The sequence below is a fragment of the Sphingomonas sp. ERG5 genome (assembly GCF_000803065.1).
Classification (GTDB): domain Bacteria; phylum Pseudomonadota; class Alphaproteobacteria; order Sphingomonadales; family Sphingomonadaceae; genus Sphingomonas.
Map to the genome: position 1 here is coordinate 43,993 of NZ_JSXI01000041.1, position 20,849 is coordinate 64,841.

15 protein-coding genes and 2 tRNA genes are annotated in these 20,849 nt (G+C 63.0%); 7 read left to right on the forward strand and 10 right to left on the reverse strand.

Annotation, left to right across the window (positions count from 1 at the left end; translation table 11 throughout):
- Nucleotides 1-63: 63 nt before the first annotated feature.
- Both OO12_RS14700 and gyrA read right to left on the reverse strand, forming a co-directional pair.
- Nucleotides 64-417 carry a DUF952 domain-containing protein gene (locus OO12_RS14700; RefSeq protein WP_034159464.1) on the reverse strand — a complete coding sequence of 118 codons (354 nt, stop codon included), beginning with the start codon at nt 415-417 and terminating at the stop codon, nt 64-66.
- Nucleotides 414-3,185, reverse strand: coding sequence for a DNA gyrase subunit A (gene gyrA, locus OO12_RS14705; protein WP_034159465.1), 2,772 nt, complete (start codon nt 3,183-3,185; stop codon nt 414-416). Before gyrA ends, OO12_RS14700 begins: the two co-directional genes overlap by 4 nt.
- A gap of 164 nt (nt 3,186-3,349) precedes the next feature.
- Here gyrA and OO12_RS28610 point away from each other — a divergent pair, with 164 nt between their 5' ends.
- The gene (locus tag OO12_RS28610) at nt 3,350-3,664 is read left to right on the forward strand and encodes a hypothetical protein (protein ID WP_160296817.1); all 315 of its coding nucleotides are present in this window, start codon (nt 3,350-3,352) and stop codon (nt 3,662-3,664) included.
- Nucleotides 3,665-3,720: 56 nt separating this feature from the next.
- Here OO12_RS28610 and OO12_RS14715 read toward each other — a convergent pair whose 3' ends face one another.
- Nucleotides 3,721-4,419: an SDR family NAD(P)-dependent oxidoreductase gene (locus OO12_RS14715; protein WP_034159491.1), complete on the reverse strand. Its 699-nt coding sequence runs from the start codon at nt 4,417-4,419 to the stop codon at nt 3,721-3,723.
- On the reverse strand, nt 4,416-5,177 hold the full coding sequence (gene yaaA, locus OO12_RS14720) for a peroxide stress protein YaaA (RefSeq protein WP_034159467.1): 762 nt from the start codon (nt 5,175-5,177) through the stop codon (nt 4,416-4,418). The genes OO12_RS14715 and yaaA overlap by 4 nt, the downstream gene beginning before the upstream one ends.
- A gap of 197 nt (nt 5,178-5,374) precedes the next feature.
- On the opposite strand from yaaA, the gene OO12_RS14725 reads away from it, so the two are divergent.
- Nucleotides 5,375-6,697, forward strand: coding sequence for a hypothetical protein (locus OO12_RS14725; RefSeq protein ID WP_034159468.1), 1,323 nt, complete (start codon nt 5,375-5,377; stop codon nt 6,695-6,697).
- A 69-nt stretch (nt 6,698-6,766) separates the two neighbouring features.
- Here the strand turns inward: OO12_RS14725 and OO12_RS14730 are convergent, their stop codons facing one another.
- Nucleotides 6,767-7,234, reverse strand: coding sequence for an Lrp/AsnC family transcriptional regulator (locus OO12_RS14730; protein ID WP_034159469.1), 468 nt, complete (start codon nt 7,232-7,234; stop codon nt 6,767-6,769).
- Nucleotides 7,235-7,460: 226 nt separating this feature from the next.
- Between OO12_RS14730 and OO12_RS14735 the strand changes: the two genes are divergently transcribed.
- The 5 genes from OO12_RS14735 (at nt 7,461) to OO12_RS14755 (ending at nt 12,104) form a co-directional block, all read left to right on the forward strand.
- The gene (locus OO12_RS14735; protein WP_034159492.1) at nt 7,461-9,308 is read left to right on the forward strand and encodes a sensor histidine kinase; all 1,848 of its coding nucleotides are present in this window, start codon (nt 7,461-7,463) and stop codon (nt 9,306-9,308) included.
- Nucleotides 9,309-9,310: 2 nt separating this feature from the next.
- Nucleotides 9,311-10,330: a polysaccharide deacetylase family protein gene (locus OO12_RS14740; RefSeq protein ID WP_235364804.1), complete on the forward strand. Its 1,020-nt coding sequence runs from the start codon at nt 9,311-9,313 to the stop codon at nt 10,328-10,330.
- Nucleotides 10,331-10,379: 49 nt separating this feature from the next.
- Nucleotides 10,380-10,456 (forward strand) — tRNA-Ile (locus OO12_RS14745).
- 80 nt (nt 10,457-10,536) lie between these two features.
- Nucleotides 10,537-10,613: transfer RNA gene (locus OO12_RS14750), tRNA-Pro, on the forward strand.
- A gap of 213 nt (nt 10,614-10,826) precedes the next feature.
- Entirely contained in the window at nt 10,827-12,104 is a 1,278-nt protein-coding gene (locus OO12_RS14755) for a tyrosine-type recombinase/integrase (protein ID WP_034159470.1), read from the forward strand.
- Between the two features lie 36 nt (nt 12,105-12,140).
- On the opposite strand, the gene OO12_RS14760 is transcribed toward OO12_RS14755, so the two are convergent.
- The 5 genes from OO12_RS14760 to OO12_RS14780 all read right to left on the reverse strand — a co-directional run bounded on the left by OO12_RS14760 (nt 12,141) and on the right by OO12_RS14780 (nt 20,348).
- Nucleotides 12,141-12,842, reverse strand: a complete 702-nt coding sequence (locus OO12_RS14760) for a M48 family metallopeptidase (protein WP_034159471.1) — start codon at nt 12,840-12,842, stop codon at nt 12,141-12,143.
- The gene (locus OO12_RS14765) at nt 12,839-16,096 is read right to left on the reverse strand and encodes a type I restriction endonuclease subunit R (protein WP_034159472.1); all 3,258 of its coding nucleotides are present in this window, start codon (nt 16,094-16,096) and stop codon (nt 12,839-12,841) included. The genes OO12_RS14760 and OO12_RS14765 overlap by 4 nt, the downstream gene beginning before the upstream one ends.
- Nucleotides 16,093-17,415: a restriction endonuclease subunit S gene (locus OO12_RS26940; protein WP_052215898.1), complete on the reverse strand. Its 1,323-nt coding sequence runs from the start codon at nt 17,413-17,415 to the stop codon at nt 16,093-16,095. Before OO12_RS26940 ends, OO12_RS14765 begins: the two co-directional genes overlap by 4 nt.
- Nucleotides 17,408-20,032, reverse strand: coding sequence for a type I restriction-modification system subunit M (locus OO12_RS14775; protein ID WP_034159473.1), 2,625 nt, complete (start codon nt 20,030-20,032; stop codon nt 17,408-17,410). The genes OO12_RS26940 and OO12_RS14775 overlap by 8 nt, the downstream gene beginning before the upstream one ends.
- Before the next feature lie 103 nt (nt 20,033-20,135).
- Nucleotides 20,136-20,348: a helix-turn-helix transcriptional regulator gene (locus tag OO12_RS14780; protein ID WP_034159474.1), complete on the reverse strand. Its 213-nt coding sequence runs from the start codon at nt 20,346-20,348 to the stop codon at nt 20,136-20,138.
- Nucleotides 20,349-20,849 lie beyond the last annotated feature (501 nt).

Genomic DNA, 20,849 nt, shown 5'->3' on the forward strand with positions numbered 1-20,849 from the left:
AGGACGGGGCTTCGACAAGCTCAGCTCGAACGGGTGAGGTTATTCTGCCCAGCCGATCGGGTTCTAGCTGGCCACCGGAAGCTTGACGGAACCGTCGGCGAGTCTTTCCAGCGGCCCATAGGCAAAGACCGTCTCGAGCAGCAGCGGCCCGTAAATATGCGGGAACAGCTGCCCGCCGCGCGACTCTTCCCATTTCAGCGAGGTGCCGAACGATCCGAGATCGACCGCCGCGACATGCAGGCCGGTCTGGCCGGCGAAATGCTTGTCGACCGTCTCGGTCAGCTGCTCGCAGGTCGATAGGTGGATATAGCCGTCGGCCAGGTCGATCGGCGCGCCAGCGAAGGTCCCGTCACGTTCCAGCACCGCCATCTGATCGGCGGTAAGGACCTTGTAGGCCGTGACGGGAAACTCGCTCATTCGCCTTCTTCCGATGTGCCTGCGGTGTCCCCGGCCGCAGCGGCGTCAGGAGCGGGCAATGCCGCAACGTCGACGGGATCGGCTTCCGGCTCATCCTCGCTCTCTTCGATCCGCGCGGCAGAGACAACATGCTCGTCCTTGGCGACATCGAACAGTCTCACCCCGGCCGAGCCGCGGCTGATGATGCGGAAGCCCTGATCGTCGCCGCGTTCGTGGCGAAGTTCGATTGGCATGCGGATCAGCTTGGCCTGGTCGGTAACCAGCATGAGCTGCTCGCCATGCTTCGACGGGAAGCTCGCCACGACATCGCCGTTGCGGGCAAGGTTGTCGATATTGGTGATGCCCTGGCCGCCGCGACCGATGCGGCGATATTCATAGGCCGAGGACAGCTTGCCATAGCCATTGGCGCAGACCGTCAGGATGAACTCTTCGCGCGTGCGGAGTTCGGCGAAGCGTTCCGCGCTCATCGTCGGCTCGCCGTCCTTTTCCGGCTTCCACGGTGCGAAGCGAACATATTCCTCGCGCTCTTCCTGGCTGGTGCCGACGCGGTGGAGGATCGACAGCGAGATGACCTCGTCATCGCCCTTGAGCGAAATGCCGCGCACGCCGGTCGCGGTACGGCTCTGGAACTCGCGCACGTCATCGCCGGCGAAGCGGATCGCCTTGCCCTTGCGGGTGGCGAGCAGGACGTCGTCGGTCTCGTTGAGCAGGGCGACGCCGATCAGGCGATCGTCGCTCTCTTCATCGAAGCGCATCGCGATCTTGCCGTTGGTGGGCACGTTAGTGAACGCGTCCATCGAGTTGCGGCGGACATTGCCCCGGGCGGTGGCGAACATGACGTGCAGCGCACCCCATTCCGCCTCGTCCTCGGGCAAGGGAAGCACGGTCGAGATCGTCTCGCCCTCGGCCAGCGGCAACAGATTGACCATCGGCCGGCCGCGCGTCGCGGCGCCGCCTTCGGGCAGGCGCCAGACCTTCTTGCGATAGACTTTGCCATGGGTGGAGAAGAACAGCACCGGCGTGTGCGTCGAGGTGACGAACATCTCGGTGACGACGTCTTCGTCCTTGGTCGCCATACCCGCACGGCCCTTGCCGCCCTTGGCTTGCGCCCGGAACGTGTCGAGCGTGGTGCGCTTGATATAGCCCTGCATGGTCACGGTCACGACCATGTCCTCGCGCTCGATCAGGTCTTCGTCGTCGATGCCATCGGCGGCGGCGGCGATTTCGGTACGGCGCGGCGTGGCGAACTGATCGCGCACCGCGGCCAGTTCTTCCTTCATCACTTCATAGAGCTTGTAACGGTCGGCGAGGATCGCGAGCAGTTCGGTGATCGATTCGGCGAGCTTGCGCAGTTCGTCGCCGATCTCGTCGCGGCCAAGCGCGGTCAGGCGATGCAGGCGCAGGTCGAGGATCGCGCGGACCTGGATTTCCGACAGGCGATAGGTGTCGCCGGTGACTTCGGCTTCGACCGCTTCGACCAGGCGGATATAGGGTGCGATCTCGGCGATCGGCCAGTCGCGCGTGAGCAAGGCTTCGCGCGCTGCTGCCGGGCTCGACGAGCCGCGGATGATGCGGACCATTTCGTCGAGATTGGTCGTCGCGATGACCAGGCCGAGCAAGATGTGCGCGCGTTCGCGGGCCCGGGCGAGCTCGAACTTGGAGCGCCGGGTGATGACCTCTTCGCGGAACTTGACGAACGCCTCGATGATGTCGCGCAGGTTTAGCGTTTCGGGCCGGCCGCCGCGGATCGCGAGCATATTGGCCGGGAAGCTCGATTGCGCCGGCGTGTGGCGCCAGAGCTGGTTGAGCACGACCTCCGGGGTGGCGTCGCGCTTCAGGTCGATGACGATGCGCACGCCGTGACGGTTGGATTCGTCGCGAATGTCGCTGACGCCTTCGATCCGCTTGTCCTTGGCGGCCTCGGCGATCTTTTCGACCAGGCCGTTCTTGCCGGTCTGATAGGGGATTTCGGTCAGCACGATCGAGCGGCGGTCGCCGCGGCCTTCCTCGACCTCATGGCGCGACCGCACCAGGATCGAGCCGCGCCCTTCCATATAGGCCGATTTGCAGCCAGCACGGCCGAGAATGATGCCACCGGTCGGGAAATCCGGGCCGGGGACGATCTCCATCAGCTCCTCGATGCTGATCCCGCCATTGGCGATATAGGCCAGGCAGGCGTCAATCACTTCGCCGAGATTGTGCGGCGGGATGTTGGTCGCCATGCCGACGGCGATGCCGCCCGCGCCATTGACCAGGATGTTGGGGAAGCGCGCCGGCAGCACGGTCGGCTCTTCGCGCGATCCGTCATAATTGGGCGCGAAGTCGACCGTGTCCTTCTCAATGTCCTGCAGCAGCGTCATCGCCGCCTTGGTCAGGCGCGCCTCGGTATAGCGCATCGCGGCGGGCATATCGGGATCCATCGATCCGAAATTGCCCTGGCCGTCGACCAGCATCACGCGCATCGCCCAATCCTGGGCGAGACGGGCGAGCGCCATATAGATCGAGCTGTCGCCATGCGGATGGTAATTGCCCATCACGTCGCCGACGATCTTGGAGCATTTGCGATACGGCCGGCCGGGGACGAATCCGCCCTCCTGGCTGGCATAGAGGATGCGGCGGTGCACGGGTTTCAGACCGTCGCGCACATCGGGCAGCGCGCGGCTGACGATGACGCTCATCGCATAGTCGAGATAGCTCGAGCGCATCTCGTCGACGATCGAGATGGGGGAAACGTCCGAAGGGTCGGCGAGGAGTGTCTCGTCGGTCAAATTTCAAAGCTTTCGGGTTGTGTTACGTTGCGGTTACGTCACTAGCCGATCAGCTTCGCCGTGACCACCCCCACACGCGCACACGAGCGCGCGCGCGGGGTGGTTCGAGAGGTGTTTATTTGCAGGCCTTCTTGGTCGCGTTGCCCGCCTTCGAGCAGTTATAGGTGACCCGTTTTCCGGTCGTCGTCCTGGCCGTGACCATGCGGCCAGCCGGGGCCGCCACGACGGCTTTCGTGGTCCGCTGCGTCGAGACGGCGGCGCGAGTCCTGACCGCCGGCGCACGCGTGGCGGTCGTGGCCGTGGTTCTGGTCACCGCGGTGGTTTTCACCGCGGTGGTCGCAGCGGTTTTCGCGACTGGCTGGGCGGTCGCCACACTGGCGGCACCGGCGAAGAGCGCGGATGCGGCGAGGATCGAGGTGATGAGTGTTTTCGACATGAGTTCAACTCCTGACCTGTGCGGCGCTTCATCGCGCCACTGATCAGGGTAATGCGCCGGTGCGGGTGTCGGCGACGTGACCCGCGGGTGAAATGATTGTCATGCGGGGATTTCGGCGCCGTCCCAGGCGAAGAACTTGCCGCTGTCGGGCGCGCGCAACCCATCGATGACGTCGAGCAACTGGACCGCCGCGCGGTCGGGCGTGAGCAGATTGCCGGCGGTCACATTGCCCTGAAAGGGGCGCGACAGGGCGGTGTCGACCGTGCCGGGGTGCAGGCCGACCACGATCGAGCTGCTGTTGCGGCGGCGCTCCTCGATCGAAAGGGTCCGAATCAGCATGTTGAGTGCCGCCTTCGACGCGCGATAGCCGTGCCAGCCGCCGAGCCGATTGTCGGCGATGCTGCCGACTCGCGCGGTCAGGGCGGCGAAGACGGTGCGGCCAGTCTTCGGCATCAGCGGCAGGAAATGCTTGGCGAGCAGGGCGGGGCCGATCATGTTGATCGCGAAGTTTCGGGCGAGCCAATCGGGGTCGAGATCGGCCAACGCCTTTTCCGGGCCATGATCGCCTTCGTGGAGCAGGCCCGTCGCAATGAAGATCAATGTCGGAGCGGGACCCGTCGCGGCTATGGCGGCGGCTGCGGCAATCGTCGCTTCATCGGTCAGGTCGATATGGCGCTTGCCGCTGTCGCGGCGGGCGAAGCCATGCACCACATCGAAGGCGCCTTCCTCGATCAGCGCGGCTTCGAACGCCGCGCCGATCCCGCCCGATGCGCCGATGACGATCGCCGCCCCGGTCAAGCGGCGTCCCGCATGAAGCGCCACTGGGTGTCATTGCTCTCGGCGGCATCGAAGCGATAGCCATCGGTGTCGAAGCTCTTCATCGCGTCGATGTCGCTCACACGGTGTTCGCAGAGCCAGCGTGCCATCATGCCGCGCGCGCGTTTGGCGTTGAAGCTGATGAAGCGCGGGCCGTCGGGGCCGGGCTCGCGGAAATCGACCTGGACAACGCGAATCGCCTGGGGAAGCTTGCCGGCCACCGCCGCCCAATATTCCTGGCTGGCGAGGTTGAGCACCACGCCCGATCCTTCCTCGGCAACGTCGTGCGCAAGCAGATCGGCAATCCGGTTGCCCCACCAGTCGTACAGGCTCTTGCGTCGCGGCGCCCAGCGCGTGCCCATTTCCAAGCGATAGGGCCGCATCGCATCGAGCGGGCGGAGCAGGCCATACAGGCCCGACAGCAGCCGGAGATGGTCCTGGGCGAAGGCGATCCCGGCTTCGTCGACCGTCCGGGCCTCGAACCCGGTATAGACGTCGCCGGCAAATGCGAAGATCGCCGGGCGATGCGGGGCGTCGCCGAATCCGGCGAACCGGTCGGCGTTGAGTTTCGCCAGAGGGCGGGAGATCGCCATCAGTTCGGCCAGCCGTTTCTGGCTGAGATTGGCGGCGGATGCGGCCAGCCCGGCGGCTTCGGTCGCAAAGCGTGGTTCGGTTGGCGCCACGGCCGGGATCGGCTTGGCATAATCCAGGGTTTTAGCGGGGGAGAGAACGGCGATCATGCCGCCCGGTTAGCGGCGCGATCGGCGCTGGTCAAAGCGATGCTGGGGCATGCGGAACCGACGAACGGGTTCAATCGTCGTGCAGCGCGTGCGGGACATGCGTTTCCTCATGCCGCTTGCTTGAACCGGACGCCGGGGGTGGCTACAGCGGCCGGGCGAGGGAGGGCGCCGTGCGCCGCCAATAGGAGAGTTTCATCGTGAAGACATTGTCCCGGGTCGCACTGGCGGCCATCTTGATCGCCAGCACGTCGAGCGTCGCGATCGTGGCGCCAGCCTATGCGAAGAAGAAAGAAGAAGCCAAGGCGCCAGGCCTGCAACTGAGCAAGGAAGCCCGCGAGTTCGCGATCAAGATCGACGAAGCCGCACGTGCACGCGAAGCTGCACCGGCAGCCGGCAAGCCAGCGGCCGATGCCGCTTACCTCGCTGCGCTGGATGCCAATCTGCCGGGCCTCGAAGGCGTCGCGAAGAGCGATGACGAGCTTTACATCGCCCAGGCCTATCGCTTCCAGTATGAAGCGCTCAAGATGGGCGACAAGGGCAATGAGAATGTCCTTGCCGGCCCGCTCGACAAGCTGCTCGCCAATCCAAAGACGCCAAAGGATTCGATCGGCCGCTACGCGTTCATGCGCGGCAACATCGCCTATAACGCGAAACAATATCCGGTCGCGCTGAGCAACTATGCCAAGGCGAAAGAGGCGGGTTACGCCAGTGGCGACCTGCCGCTGCTGATGGCCAAGGCAAAGATCCTCGGTGGCGATGCCCCCGGCGGGATCGCCGATATCGAAGCGGTGGTGACGGCGGACAAGGCAGCGGGCAAGCCGGTATCGGAAGACCTGTACACCTACGCGATTACCGCGTTGCAAAAGACCAACGACAATGCCGCCGTGCAGCGCTGGACGCGCAACTGGCTGCATAGCTATGGCACGCCGAAGAACTGGCGCACGGCGATTTACGTGTTCGGCTTCCAGGGCGCGGGCGCCAAGCGCATCGACAAGAAGCAGCGCGTCGATCTGTTCCGCCTGATGCGCGCCACCAATGGCCTTGCCGGTCAGGACGATTATCTCGAATATGCCGAACTGACCTTCTCGATCGGCCTCGGCAGCGAGACAATCACCGTGCTCGACGAGGGCAAGAAGAACGGGAAGATCCCGGCATCGAGCACGACGGCCACTCAGTTCCGCGCCGATGCCGTCAAGCAGATCGGAACCGAAGGTTCGCTTGCCGCGCAGGAAACGAAAGCGAACGCAGCAAAGACCGGCGCGGTGGCTGCCGACACCGGCGATTTCTGCCTGGGCAGCGGCAATTATGCCAAGGCGATCGAGATGTATCGCCTCGCGCTGACCAAGGGATCGGTCGATGCCGACGAAGTGAATACCCATCTTGGTATCGCGCTGACCGCGACTGGCGACAAGGCCGGCGCCAAGGCTGCGTTCGCGCTGGTCAAGAATGCGCCGCGCAACGAAATCGCGACGTTGTGGACGACCTGGATCGATGCGCCAGCCGGCGCGCCTGCCGCCTGAGCGATCCGAATCCGGAAAAAGACGGGAAGGGCGGCAGCGATGCCGCCCTTTTTCGTTGATCGCGGGTGGTCAGTAGGACCGGACGGGGATGCCCGGTACCGATTTCGCGGTCCGGATCGTCAGCGACGTCTTGACGCTCGCAACGTTCGGCGCCGGGGTGAGATGCGTCGTCAGGATGTCCTGGAAGCTTTTCAGGTCGCCCGCGACGATCTTCAGGATGAAGTCGATTTCACCGTTGAGCATATGGCATTCGCGGATTTCCGGAATCGCCGCGACATGGTCTTCGAACGCGGCCAGATCATGCTCGGCCTGGCTGCGCAGGCTGACCATCGCGAAAACGGTAATCGGATAGCCCAATGCCGCTGCATCGAGTTCGGCATGATAGCCCTTGATCGCACCCGCATCTTCCAGCGCGCGGACCCGGCGCAGGCAGGGTGGGGCGGTCAACCCGACCCTTTCGGCCAATTCGACATTCGTCATCCGCCCGTCATCCTGCAACAATCCCAGAATCTGCCGGTCGATCTGATCAAACGCCATTGCGTACAACTCCCGCGCGACGCGAATTTTCGCGCGCATCTCTATTGTTCAGCATAAGATAATTGCGGCGGAACGCAATTGTCCCACATTGCTACGTCCCAAAATCAACAGTTCCTCAAGCGGCGTATGCCGGTTAAGAAATCCTTACGACGCGCCTTTCGCGCGTCGGCCCGGGGGCCCCGATTTGCGCTTCGACGACAGCCTTGAAACGGTGCTTTCGGCAGACATGTCGACGCCGTTTGGCGCGCAGTCGGCATGGCGTCAGCTGGTCGACCTGATCGGTCGACGGCGCGTGCCGGTGGATCCGGTGGCGATCGAGCGGCTAAGAATGATCCGCGGGCGCGTGCCGCCACCGGTACGCGCGGCGAGTGCGCGCTCGCTCGCCTATGCCGATCCACCTGCGGCTCTGGTGCAGGTGTTCGCCGAGGATGAGATTGCCATCGCCGCGCCAGTGCTGCGTATGGCGACGATGCGCGCCGACCAATGGATCGAGATTCTGCCGGGTTTATCGCCGGCGGGTCGTTCGGTCTTGCGTCATCGCCGCGACCTGGCGCCTGAGGTGCGCCGCGCCCTGGAAAGCTTCGGTTCGGTCGATTTCCGTCTGCCGGCTGCCGAAATCGAAGAGGAGCTCCGGCCGATCGAGCGAACCGCGTCACCGATCGACGCGTTGAATCAGGGGCACACGCAAGCCAATCCTATCGATGCGGTCGAGCCTGTCTTGGCCGAACCGGTCGCACGAGCCGATCATGTCGCAGTGCCAATTCAGCTGGTCCCCCCGGAAACGGCATTCGTTTCGCTAGGATCCGTTGCACTCGGCCTGCCGGTCGTCGCCGAAGCGCTTCGCAAGGCAGAGAATAACAATGCCGCCGCGATCGCCATCGATTCGCACGACGCCCAATCCGAGGGCCCGTTCCAGATCAACGAGTTGCTCGAACGAATCGACGCCTATCAGCGCCAGCGCGAGGACAAGCCCGGCGTTCCGCTGCTGCACAGCGATTACGACGCACAACCGGCCCTGTTCGAACTCGAACCCGTTCAGTCGCCCAGCTTCCGCTTTGAGACCGACGCGGCGGGAATCGTGCGCTGGATCGAGGGCGCCGCGCGCGCGCCACTGATCGGCTTGTCGCTCGACTTCGCGGCGTTGCCCAGCGGATCGCGTGTTGATGGCGTCGCGGCCGGCGCGTTTCGCCGCCGTGCCGGGTTCGCCAATGCCCGATTGATCGTGGAGGGCAATTCGGATGCCGCCGGCCAGTGGCGCATCACCGGTATCCCGGTTTTCGATCGCGAGACCGGGCGCTTCACCGGCTATCGCGGCACGGCCCGCCGTCCGCGTGCCGATGAGAGCGCGGAGCCCGTACGTATCTCTCGCAATCCGCAATCGGATGCACTGCGCCAGCTTGTCCATGAGTTGCGGACGCCGACCAACGCCATTGCCGGCTTTGCCGAGATGATCGAGACGCAGCTGCTCGGCCCGGTGCCGCAAGTGTATCGCGACCATGCCAGTCAGATTCGCAGCCAGGCGGCCGATCTGCTCACCGCGATCGACGATATCGATCTTGCCGCACGGATCGAATCCCATGCGCTCGATCTCAGGCCCGGCACCGTTCCGGTCGCGACCTTGCTCGCCCAGATTGCGGATGACCTGGCGCCGCTCGCACGGTTGCGCGGTACCGTGTTGAAGATCGGGCCGGGGTCGCCGGAAATGGCGATCGCGGGGGACGATCGCGCCGTCGAACGGCTGATCGCCCGGCTGATGGCGACATTGGTCGCGTCCGGCAGCAATGGCGAGACGATCGGTATCTCAGCCGAACTGGGGGTCGATGCTCAGGTCATCCTCATCTTCGATCGCCCACGCACGCTCGCGGCCTATGGCGTCGAGAACATCCTGATGATCGATGCCGAAGCGGAGGCCGAGGCCGAAGGCGCACCGCTGCTCGGTACGGGTTTCGCGCTGCGGCTGGCGCGTAATCTTGCCAGCGAACTCGGTGGTGCGCTGGTGATTGGCGAGCAAGCCTTGACTTTGCACCTGCCCGCCGCCGTTATCGCTGCTGTGGAGCAGGTTTCTTCCAGCTGAGCGTGGCAGGGACTGCCTCGCCTTCGATCGGGTCGATTTATCGTCCCGCGCCGCCGGCTGCCGCCGACCGGGTCATATGGCCTGACAATTTTGGCACGCGCTTCACGATCATGGTCGATACCGAGGAAGAATTCGACTGGGGCGCGCCCTTGTCGCGTGATGCCCGCACTGTATCGGCGATCCGCGCATTGCCGGAGGGACATCGCCGTTTCGCTGAGCGCGGCGTGCCGCTGACCTATCTGATCGACCATCCCATTGCGACCAATCCCGTGTCGATCGATGTGCTGCGGGAGGTTCTCGCGGATGGGCGTTCGGCGATCGGCACGCAACTCCACCCCTGGGTCAGCCCGCCTTTCGATGAAGAATTGACGCCGGCAAACAGTTTTGCGGGAAATTTGCCTGCGTCGCTCGAAGCGGCGAAGCTCGACATCCTGACCGATGCCATCACGCAAGGCTTTGGCGCGGCGCCCCGAGTCTATCGTGCGGGGCGTTACGGCATCGGGCCAGCGACAGCCGCGTTGCTCGCATCGCGCGGCTATCGGATCGATAGCTCGATGCGGGCCGCGTACGATTATAGCGCGGAGCATGGCCCGGATTTTCGCGCGATCGGCAATCACGCATTTCATCTCGGTGAGGTGATGGAATTGCCGCTGACCACCGTTTTTATCGGCGCGGCGCGGCGCGGCGCGGCGAGCCTGTACGATGCTCTTGGCCGTATTCCGAAAGGGCGGGGGCTGTTCGCTCGCGCCGGCCTGTTGTCGCGCGTTGCCCTGACGCCGGAGGACATGCCGCTGGCCGATGCGCTGGAGGCGATTGCCGTTGCAGTGGGGCAAGGCGTGCAAGTGCTCAATTTCTCGTTCCATTCGCCATCGCTCGCGCCTGGGCATACGCCTTATGTCCGCGATACGAAGGATCTCGCGGCGTTTCACCATTGGTGGGACAAGGTGTTGGCGAATCTTGACCGGCGTGGCGTTCGTGCTGCGTCGCTCGATGAGCTCATCTCCGCCGGCATACGGGCGTAAAGCTCGACTTGCCAGCGGCGGCGCGCCTCCGCTAACGGAGCAGATGGTGGGGCCTGTAGCTCAATTGGTTAGAGCTGCCCGCTCATAACGGGTAGGTTGCGGGTTCAAGTCCTGCCGGGCCCACCAACCCTCTGCATTAAAATGCCTGTTGGCGTACTACGCCGCTTGCATCCGCCCCCTCAACCCGCGTAGAGGCCCCCATTCGTCGGGGAGTGGCGCAGTCTGGTAGCGCGCCTGCTTTGGGAGCAGGATGTCGCAGGTTCGAATCCTGTCTCCCCGACCATTACCGTTTTCCGAGGGCGTTCCAGCGGCTCTCAAAGCGTCCCAAGCGCCTCGCCGATATCTAATAAAATCAGAAACTTAGCGTCTCGCTGGGTCCCAGGGGCTGGACTTGCAGCCCATGCAACTTTTAGCCAGTTTCTTGGTATCGATCACGCTGGACCAAGAGAAGTACCAAGAACGGTACCAAGGTGCAGGATGCGCTGGAGTACCGGAGATGCTGACAGATATCGCGCTCAAAGCCCTCAAGCCTGCCCCGAAGCCCTATAAGCGCTCCGATGGTGGCGGGTTGTTCATCTTCGTCAAACCCAACGGAGGCAAATTCTGGGGCCTCGGTTGCAACGTCAACGGCAAGCAGAAATTCTTCTCGGGCGGGTCCTACCCGACGGTTAGCTTGCGCGAGGCCCGCGATTGGCGTGCCGCGATCAAGGCTCAGCTCCTGCTGGGCCTAGAGCCGAATGCGCGCCCCAAACCCCGGAAGCAACGTCGTGCGCTGTCCCCCGGCGAACCGCCGCCCGACAGCTTTGAGGCTGTGACGCTGGAATGGTACGAGACGCGGCTCCTCAGTTGGTCTCCGCGCTATGCGGGCGTGCTCATGCGCCGCATGAAGGCCGACATATTCCCTGTCGTTGGTCGGCAGCCCATCGACACCATCACGCCGCGCCAGATGCTGGAGGCGCTGAGAGCGATCGAGAAGCGCGGCTCAATCGAGATGGCGCATCGCGTGAAGAACCATTGCAGTGAAGTCTTCCGCTACGCCATCCCTGACGGACGCTGCCAAAGCGATCCATGTCGCGATCTCGCGCCTGCGATGGCCAAGCCGAAGCCCACGCAGCATCGCGCCAAGGTGGCGAGCAGAGACCTGCCGGAGTTCTTCGTCAAGCTGAATGCGGACGGCGGCGACCGCATGAGTCATCTGGCGCTTCGCTGGACGATCCTCACGATGGTCCGGTCGCAGGAAACACGATTCGCTGAATGGTCCGAATTCGAGGGGCTCGACACCGAGGAGCCAGTGTGGCGCATCCCGCCCGAGCGGATGAAGAAGCGTTCGGAGCATCTGGTGCCCTTGCCCCCGCAGGCGATGAAGATGCTCGACGAGATTCGCCGAGCCAATGTCTACCTCGCTGCAGGCAACATGAAGTTCGGGCGCTACCTTTTTCCCGTGCCGACATCGAGGACGGGCACGATCAGCGAAAACCGGATGCTCGACATCATGTACCGGATCGGCCTGCGCGGCAAAGCCACTGTGCATGGGTTCCGCGGCCTTGCCAGCACCGTCTTAAATGAGAGCGGCCTGTTCGAGCCCGACTGGATTGAGAACCAGCTGGCGCATACGCCGAGGGGTGTCAGAGCGGCCTACAATTCAGCTCGCTACCTAAACCATCGGCGAAAGATGATGGAATGGTGGGCCGACTATCTCGACCAAGCTGAGGCACGGAGCGCGCCGCAGGAAAAGGCTCGGCAAAGCGCGATAATCGGCCACGCGGCAGATTAGAGGATTCAAACGAAAAAGGCAGGCGCCTTTGTCGCGTTATAAATCGAGCGAGGCACCGTGTTGCCGCAGCCATTCTTTCCGCTCTCGGTATTGCGGAAGCACCTTGTCCACCTCGTTCCAAAATGCGTCCGAATGATCGCGGTGCCGCAAATGGCAGAGTTCATGTACGACAATGTAATCGATCACCGTTTGGGGTGCCATGAGGGTCTTCCAGTGGAAATTAAGCGCGCCGCCAGCTCCGCATGATGCCCAGTGATACCCAAGTTCCTTGACGGCAACCTGGCTCGGTTCGACACCCACGCAGGGCGCGTGCTGTCGAACGCGTTCGGTGAAGATCTGCATGCCCTTCGTCGTGTAGAAGTCGCGGAAAGCCTTTCTTGCCGCAGCCGCGCCCTCACGGGCGACAAATGCTTCCGACAATTCCCAGCGCCCGTTCTTCAGCCGTAGCGGCACGTCCGAGTCTTCAATGAATTTCAGCCGATAGGAGCGCCCGAGATAAGCGAAACCCTGACCTTGAACGAGTGGGCGATGACGGCGGCTTGAGTTGAGGTCTTCCCATTCCGCCAGTGAGCGGTGGACCCACAAAGCGCGACCGGCGACGGCTTCGCGGACTCTTTCGTCGTCTATGCCGTTAGGCGCACGCACGATCACATCGCCGGAGCGTTCGATCACGATATCCGCGGTCTTCCGATCGCTGCGTACCAGCGTGAACTCGATATCTTGCGCACACATTTTCATGTCCGCAACAGCTCCGCGTGTCGCTTCTCCGCCAGCTTCGATAGTTCCACCGCAATCCGCTGGTGTTGGTCCTGAACAGCGCCAATGCCCGATACCATCAATTCCGTGTCGATGTTGGCACGCAGTCGCCGAACCTGATCGGGCTTCCGCCAGAAGTCCACGATCACGATGGCTTCGCGGATGACGGAAACCAGTCGTGCCGAGAGCGCGTCGACCATCGCAGAATCTTCCAGCGAAAGCGCCGCTCCGTCACCAATCAAATCAATCAGGTTATCCCGGAAAACCATAACCTCAGCGGGTTGCGCCGCGTTGATTTTCGCACGGCCGGAGCGAATTTCGGCCCGCAGTTCCTCGTAGGCTTCGGCCAGGATTTTCCAGTCTTCGCCATGCTTGGCGATCAGGGAGTCGAGCTTCTCGCTCATTCGCTTGAAGAACGCAGGATCCTCGTCAAAATGAATGGTGCAGTGCTTACGGATGGCGTGTTCCATCTCGCTAGCCTTGGCACGCGTGCTGCCCTGAGCGTGCCCCGTCACCCGCTCGACGAAGTCGGGGTCGAGCAGCTCCACCGGCGGAATCTGCGGATCGATCCCTAGCTCGACGAGATGTTGATTGATCAGCGCCGCAACCTTCTGACCTACACCGGCAAAGTCGATGGAATCATCCTTGAACCGCTCCTTGGTCATTCGCATCAGATAGCCGAGCCGCCGCGCCGGGCCGCGATAACGCTGGGCGGCGGCGCCCGGCAGGACCAAGTCGAGGCTCATCAGGAATTTCTTGAGATAGATCTCGAAATCCGCCCGCGCCTTGATGGACTCCAGCGCGTCGACGGCCTTGTGCACGACGCGAACGTCATCATCGGGACCGCCCAACGTGCCGGTTACGAATGCCTCTATGTCATGCACACCCAGCCCCTGAAAATGCTGGAGCAGGCGGCGATAGCGTTCCTCCAGGATCGGCAGCTCGGACGTCAGATTCTTGAAGCCGGCGTTCAGATCCTCGGCATCCTCGTCGGCGTAAATCTTCAGCGCGTCGGTCAAATGGTTGGCGAGCCCGATATAGTCGACGATGAAGCCGCGCTGCTTGCCCTGCGTCACCCGATTAACGCGGGCGATGGCCTGGAGGAGGTTATGCTCCTTCAGCCGTTTGTCGATGTACATCACCTGCTCGACCGGTGCGTCGAAGCCGGTCAGGAGCATGTCGCAAACGACGAGGAAGGCGACGCCGGTGTTCGCCTTGTCATAGGCGTCCAGATTGAACGGCTGGCAGAAGCTCTCGACCGCGTTCAGTTCCTTGGCTTCCCGCCGCGCCGCGGTGATCTCAGCGGCTTCGTTAGTGGCATCGGACGAGACGACCACCGCTACCTTTAGAAAGGCGATTCGGCGTATCAGATCGGCGTCCGGCGCGGCCTTTGCCCGCTCGCTCGCCAATCGTTTCTGCAAGGCCTCGCGCAACGCCCGCTGATACCGGACGGCAGCAAGCTTGGAGTGGCACACCACCTGCGCCTTGAAGCCATTGGGCAGGATATTGTCGATATAGTGCCCGACCAGATCGCGGGCGATGGCGCCGATGCGGCTTTCGGCCTCCAGAATGTCGCCGGTCGCGCCATATTTCTTCTTGATCGCGAGCAGATCTTCCGGTGACCGCTCCTCGAACAGGTCCTCGAATGCCTGATCGAATTCCGCCTTGTCGCGAAGCGCTGTGTTGGCGGTGCGGCCTTCGTAGAGAATCTGCAGGGTGGCCCCGTCCGCCACCGCGTCCATCAGCTTGTAGGTGTCGATATACTCGCCGAAGCGCTTGACGGTCCTGCGGCCGCCGTGGCGCTCGGTCTTAAGCGGCGTGCCGGTGAAGGCGACCCGTGCGGCATTGGGGAAGGCTTCGAACAGATTATCGCCCATGTCGCTGCCCTGGGTGCGATGGGCTTCGTCCACCATGATCAGAATGCGCGGAGATGCGTTGACCACGCCAAAGCTTTCCGCGCTGGGCGGCGGGGCGTAGCGACCCAGCTTTTCGCGGAAGCTCTCGGGCAGATCGTCCTTCGCCTCGACGAATTTGTGGACCATCACCATGTTCACATCGGACGCGGGTGAAGCAAGCACGTCGCGCACGGCGGCGCGGCTTTCCACAAGATTGATCTTGCCGCCGATCAGCCGTGCGGTGGCGGATAGCTGGCCCTCCAAGTCCGCCCGGTCCACCACCATCACGATCTTGATGTCGTTGAGGTCGCGCGACGCGCGCAGCATCCGCCCGACGAAGACCATGGTCAGCGATTTGCCCGAGCCCTGAGTGTGCCAGATCACCCCGCTGCGCTCCGACGGCGTTTCGCCGGTGCGTAGGCGCTCGACGATGCGGCGCGCGGCGCGATGTTGCTGGTACCGGGCGAGCACCTTCACGCGCTTACCGCTCTCGGTATCCTTGAACACCGAGCAGGTACGCAGCATGTCAAGCAGGCAATGCGGGTTGAGCAGGCCCTGGACCAGCTCTTCCTGCGCGCGGATGGCGCCAAGCGGCGGCGCGATCGTGGCGTACCGGTCCGGCCAGATGTTGCGCCAACTGTAGAAATGCTCGGGCGCGCTGGTGATGGTGCCGAACTCGGCCGCTTCGCCGCAGGTCCGGATGACGGCGAGGTTGGGATAGAACAGCCTGGGCTCGCCCTCGCGCAGGCCGGCGAGCGCGGTTTCGGGGCGGGCGTCGCGATAGCGTTGCAGCTGGACATAGGCCTCGTGCATCGGATTGGCGGTGTTGGCGTCGCCGATCTTGGCCTCGATCACCACCAGCGGCAGGCCGTTCACGAACAGCACCACATCGGGGATGATGAAGCCCCTGACGCAGCCCGGCGTATCGATGCGGAACTGGTTGATCGCGTGAAACGCGTTGCGTTCCGGGTTGGCGAAATCGATCAGGCGGACGGTGGGATCCTTCTCCCCCGTCGCTTCGTTGCGATCGACCTGCGCCTTCGTCAGCAACGCCTGCACCGCCTCGTTGGCCTCCAGCAGGCCCTTGCCCGGCTGGCGGAAAATCTCGTCGATCAGCCCGGCAAGCTGCCGCTCGGTCAGCCATTCGCGGCCATCGGGCAAGGCATTGATCGCGCGGACGCTTTCGCGGAATATCCGCGGCAAGATCAGGTCGCGGAAGCTGGTGCGCAGCGACCCGGCCGGGTCCTGCGGGATCATCTGGTTGCCATGATCGATCACCGTCCAGCCCAGCCCGGCAAGCTGGGTCAGCAGCGGTTTCTCGACATGGACATATTCGCTCATGCGGCGGCGCTTTCGAGGAGGGGGGCGACGGAGACCTTGCCGGTGAGCAGGTCTTGCATGAGGCCGGATTTCTGGAGCGTCAGCTTCGCATATTCTTCGCGCATCCGCCCTAGGTGCGACGTTGTTTCCTCATAAATTGCGGTCATTCTGCTTTGCTCTGGCAGAGTCGGCATGGGCAGGCGCAATCGCTTGAGGGTCGACGATTGGATTGCGTCCATAATTCCGCCTTGGGACTTTTTCCGAAACCATGAATCGACCCAGGTCGCATGGCCCAACTGCCAGCAAACCAACTTTGGCAGAGCTTTCGATTGATCCAATGAGATCGTCCATAGATGTTTGGACGAGAGCATTTCGCCGAAACCATCCGGAATTACGCAGCAGCGTCCAACTGTGCCCATAATCGTTATGACCACATCATCCGGAAGGACTCGATACCGAGATAATTCGCTGAATTTGCGGCGAGTCACAAAGCGAGTAAAATCGGCTTTGAAGTGTTCGACATGGATGTTGTCGATCCCAAGGAGCGGCACGCCTGAATCTACCAACTCGTGCTTCAGCAGGGCGCTACCGAATGGCCCGCTCCGCATAGGCGTAGGCACTGGAGCAAGCAGATCTTCCAGTTCGGGAGCCTCCCACCCCAGGGGCAGCCAGCCCAGTTCGGTCTGGTGGTAAAGGTGCGGGGCTTCCTCGCGGGGCGGGCGAAGCCGTCCGTGTTCGTCCACACCGCGTGTGAACAGGTCTTGCATCAACCCGGCGCGCACTCGCTCCTGCTTGGTGATCAGCTTCTCCGTCACCTCGATCTGGGTGTCGATCGTGCGCAGGATGCGGGCAATGATGCGTTGTTGCTCAAGTGGCGCAAGCTTGATCGGCGTCGCCTCGATGGTCCCAGTCGACAGTGCATAGCGCGTCGAGCCGGCCGCCTGCTTCAGGTAGAAACGACGTACGGCATCGGTTTCAATCTGCTTCAGCAAGAATAGCGGATCGACCTTGGACTTTTCGGGCCGCAGCATTGCCAAATGATAGCCGCAGACGAGGCCTCCCGCCGTACGGTCGACAACGGCAGGAATTCCAATGTCATCTGGGCTTTCCGAATCCTTCGTGATGACGACATCACCTATCTGCAACGAGAAGTTGGCAATCTCTCTCGCTGATGCAGTAGCTTCCATATACTCGACTTCGTCGTCGAGATACGTCCCGGAATAGACATCCATATAATTGCAGAGCCGCACGGGGTATTCCGAGGCCAGCGACTTCTTGTCGACGTTGCTAACTCGGATCGTCGCCAGTTCTCCGAGTGGCTTCTCGCCCCACTCAGACATAACCCAAAGCCCTCAGATACGCATCCAGCTCCGCCCCCGCGTCGCGCCGCTTCTGCTCGATATCACGCACCGTGACTGCATATTTGTCGTGCAGATTCTCAATCGCTGCCGTCACTGCCCGCCGGTCGGCATCCAGATAGGCGCGGTAGGTGGCGAAAAGCGCATTGCGGAAGCGCACCAGAATCTGCGCGCGCGCGGCATCCGGCGTGATCTTGGCGCGGGCGGCGGCGACCAGCTCCTCGCGCCGCTTTTCCGCCACGCGCAGGTCAGACTTCAGCGCCTTGGCCTCGTCCTCCAGATTCTTGTGCCGGGCGAGGCGGGTTTCGGCATCGGCCAGTGTCTCGACAATCGCTTGGCCTTGCTGCGCCAGCGCGCGGACCGGCTCGGCAAAGTGCGATGTGCTGCCCGCCTTGTTCGCCGCCGCCGCCAGCGCGTGAACGGCAACGAAATCGGGATCGCCCAGCTTGCCCAGCTTCGCGGCGCCCTTCGGCAGCCGCAGTTCGGTTACCAGATCGGGCGCGGCCCCCTGTGCAGCCTTAACCAGCGACTTGAGCTCCGCGCCCTGCGCCTTGAGCAGGTCCTTCAGCGCCTTGACCTGCAAGGATGCCAGCACGCCGCTATCGTCGTCATCCTCATAACCTTCCTCGTCCGCCGCCGCGAACAGCGCCTGCACCTCGTCGATCCGCGCGCGCTTGGTCGCCAGCTCCCCGATCAACTCGGGAAATTCGCTTTGCAGTATCTCGTCGTCGGGGATCAGCTCGGCGCCCCAGCCGCTCGCGGCGATCGATTTGAGATCGGTCTTCAGGCTGTCGACATAACGCGCCATGCCGCCGCGGATCTGAAAAGGGTTGAGCAGCGTCTGATCGGCAAAGGCCTGCGAGATATCGGCCATCAACCCGCGCCGAAGCGCATAGACATTGTCCGCCTGCCCATTGCCCCCCGCAATCATCTGCATCTGCGGCTCGACCGTGCGCCACCAGTCCGCCAGGCGATTCATGAATGCCTGGTGTGCGGCGAGCACTCCCGGGTGAGAGTTGACCAGCTCGGTGATGTCGCGGCGCTTCGTGATTGCCTCGGCAAAGTCGCAATAGGCCGCATCGCCCGCGCGAGACGCAAAGCAGGCCTCGCGCAAGCCCGGGTAGTTGGCCCAGTGGCGTTCCAGCGCGTCCACCTCCGCTACCGGCACCCCGCCATGGATGTGCGCACGCACGTCCTGCGGCTCGGGCGGCGGGGCGTTATCGACGTAGCGGCGGATGTTGCAATTATACTGCTCGGCCTCGATCTCCGCGCGGGGCACGACGCGGGCATATCCGGGCACATCCTCGCGCTTGCGATAGACCTCGACGATCTTTGCCATGTCTTCTGGCCGCAGGAAGTTCTGCGCCTTGCCTTCGCGATATTCGCGGTCGGCGTTGATGAACAAAACGTCGTCGCGCTCGGCGGCACGCTGCTTGTTCATCACCAAGATACAGGCGGGAATGCCGGTGCCGTAGAAGAGGCTGGACGGCAGGCCGATGACGGCATCGAGCCAGCCCTGCTTGATGAAATGCTCGCGAGCCTCCTTTTCTTCGCCGCCGCGAAACAGCACGCCGTGCGGCATGACCGTGGCCATGCGCCCGTCCGATTTGAGCACCGCCAGCATGTGCTGGACGAACATGAGATCCGCCTTCTTGCCTTTGTCGGGCATCCATTTGGCGAAGCGGCTTTTGAATTCCATGTCCTTGACACTGTAGTTCTGGCTGAACGGCGGGTTGGCCAACACCCTGTCGAACCGGGTCAGCTCGTCGCCGGTACGATGCTGCGGTTTGGCGAGCGTGTCTTCCTGGCGGATGTCGGCCGATTGGATATCGTGCAGGATCATGTTCATCTTGCAGATCGACCAGGTCGTCCCCTGCGATTCCTGCCCGGCGAGCGTGAGGTCGAACGGATTGCCGCCATTGTCGCGGACATAATCGCGCGACTGGATCAGCATGCCGCCCGATCCGACAGTGGGATCGTAGACTGACATGTGCGGCTGGGGATCGACGATCTCCACCATGGTGCGAACAACGTCGGACGGGGTGTAGAACTCGCCGGCCTTCTTGCCCGCGGAGTCCGCAAAATATTTGATGAGATATTCGTATGCCGCGCCAAGCAGGTCCGGAAATTCAAAGTTCTCGTCGCGCAGCGGGATCTTCTCGAACACTTGCATGAAGTCGACAAGGGTATCGTCGCTTAGGGTGCGCTGACCGATCTTGCGGTTGAAGTTAATGTGCTCAAGGACGTCTTCGAGCTGATCCTTGTTGTGGCGCTCAAGCTCGCCCATTGCGGTATTTAGTCCGTTGCCGACATCGTCCTTCAGATGCCGAACGGTCTCCCATCGGGCCTCAGGCGGCACGTAGAACGTGTACTGATCGCGGCTTTCGAGGAGCGCTTCAAGCCTGGGACCATGCAACCCGCGTGCCTTGAGCTGAGCGGTGAGCCGCTCGCGCTGCTGATCAAAGAGATCGCTGCACCGTTTCAGGAACAGGACGCCGAAGATGTATTCCTTGTACTCCGAGGCATCCATGTTGCCGCGCAGTTCGTCACAGGCTTTGAAAAGCAGGCTGGTGAGTTGGGAAAGCGTGAGTTTGGTCATCGCCGGGGGCAATGGCACAGGCGTTCGCGCGTTGTCGATGTCGGGATTTCGAGCGGCGAACTTCGCTCACTTCAGCGCCCAACGAAAGGGAGGTGGCTCCGCCTTAACCCGGGGGGGTGGCGCTGGTGTCATAGAAGATTGGATTCCGCATCCATTCGTTGACTGCGGATTCCCGCCAGCCGGTGCAGCGGACGCTGATCCGGATGTTGCTCGGGAAGGTGCCGTTCTGGATCTTGCGGTACATCGTCGAGCGGCTGAGGCCGGTGCGTTCGAGCACGGTCTTCAGGCGGAGGATGCGGTCGGGGGTTTCGGTCATGGCTTGGTCCTGTCTGCGTCGGTCTGGCTCCCCGCGAACAGGATTGGGAATTGAGCTGACGGTGCAAGGGGTTGGGGTCCGAGAGTCCTCATAAAGGACCCTGTGGCGCCCAAAGACGTACCCTGGCGTAGGTTCGATTTTCGGGGCTGGAATCCCATGGCGTCTCACGCCTGCGGCGTGACCGCGCTCTACGCCGCTGCGCGGCGCCGAGTCGCTCTTCGGCGTCTCGGTCCGTTCGGATGACGATCGGCTGACGCGGGTCGGAGCTGCGCTTCCAATTCTGTCACCGCGCAGGCGCGATGGCGCTGGCCTCCGGCTTCGATCTGGCGGAGGTGGGCGTCGCTGCCCTTTGATCCCGCCGCGGCGTGCCGCAACCCCGGCTGCGCCGGGGTCTTCCACTGCGTTGCAGCCCTTCGGGTGCGGCCCGCCTCTGTCGGCGGGATCCCCGGTCCGCTCCTGCCGCCCACCCCCGCCATTCCGGCGCCGGTTGCGGTGGTTTGG

Coding starts and splice junctions, on each gene's coding strand:
- OO12_RS14775 (WP_034159473.1), bottom strand. CDS start 20,032: ATGACCAAACTCACGCTTTCCCAACTCACCAGCCTGCTTTTCAAAGCC.
- OO12_RS14760 (WP_034159471.1), bottom strand. CDS start 12,842: ATGAAAATGTGTGCGCAAGATATCGAGTTCACGCTGGTACGCAGCGAT.
- OO12_RS14755 (WP_034159470.1), top strand. CDS start 10,827: ATGCTGACAGATATCGCGCTCAAAGCCCTCAAGCCTGCCCCGAAGCCC.
- OO12_RS14735 (WP_034159492.1), top strand. CDS start 7,461: ATGTCGACGCCGTTTGGCGCGCAGTCGGCATGGCGTCAGCTGGTCGAC.
- OO12_RS14730 (WP_034159469.1), bottom strand. CDS start 7,234: ATGGCGTTTGATCAGATCGACCGGCAGATTCTGGGATTGTTGCAGGAT.
- OO12_RS14700 (WP_034159464.1), bottom strand. CDS start 417: ATGAGCGAGTTTCCCGTCACGGCCTACAAGGTCCTTACCGCCGATCAG.
- yaaA (WP_034159467.1), bottom strand. CDS start 5,177: ATGATCGCCGTTCTCTCCCCCGCTAAAACCCTGGATTATGCCAAGCCG.
- OO12_RS14765 (WP_034159472.1), bottom strand. CDS start 16,096: ATGAGCGAATATGTCCATGTCGAGAAACCGCTGCTGACCCAGCTTGCC.
- OO12_RS14780 (WP_034159474.1), bottom strand. CDS start 20,348: ATGACCGAAACCCCCGACCGCATCCTCCGCCTGAAGACCGTGCTCGAA.
- OO12_RS26940 (WP_052215898.1), bottom strand. CDS start 17,415: ATGTCTGAGTGGGGCGAGAAGCCACTCGGAGAACTGGCGACGATCCGA.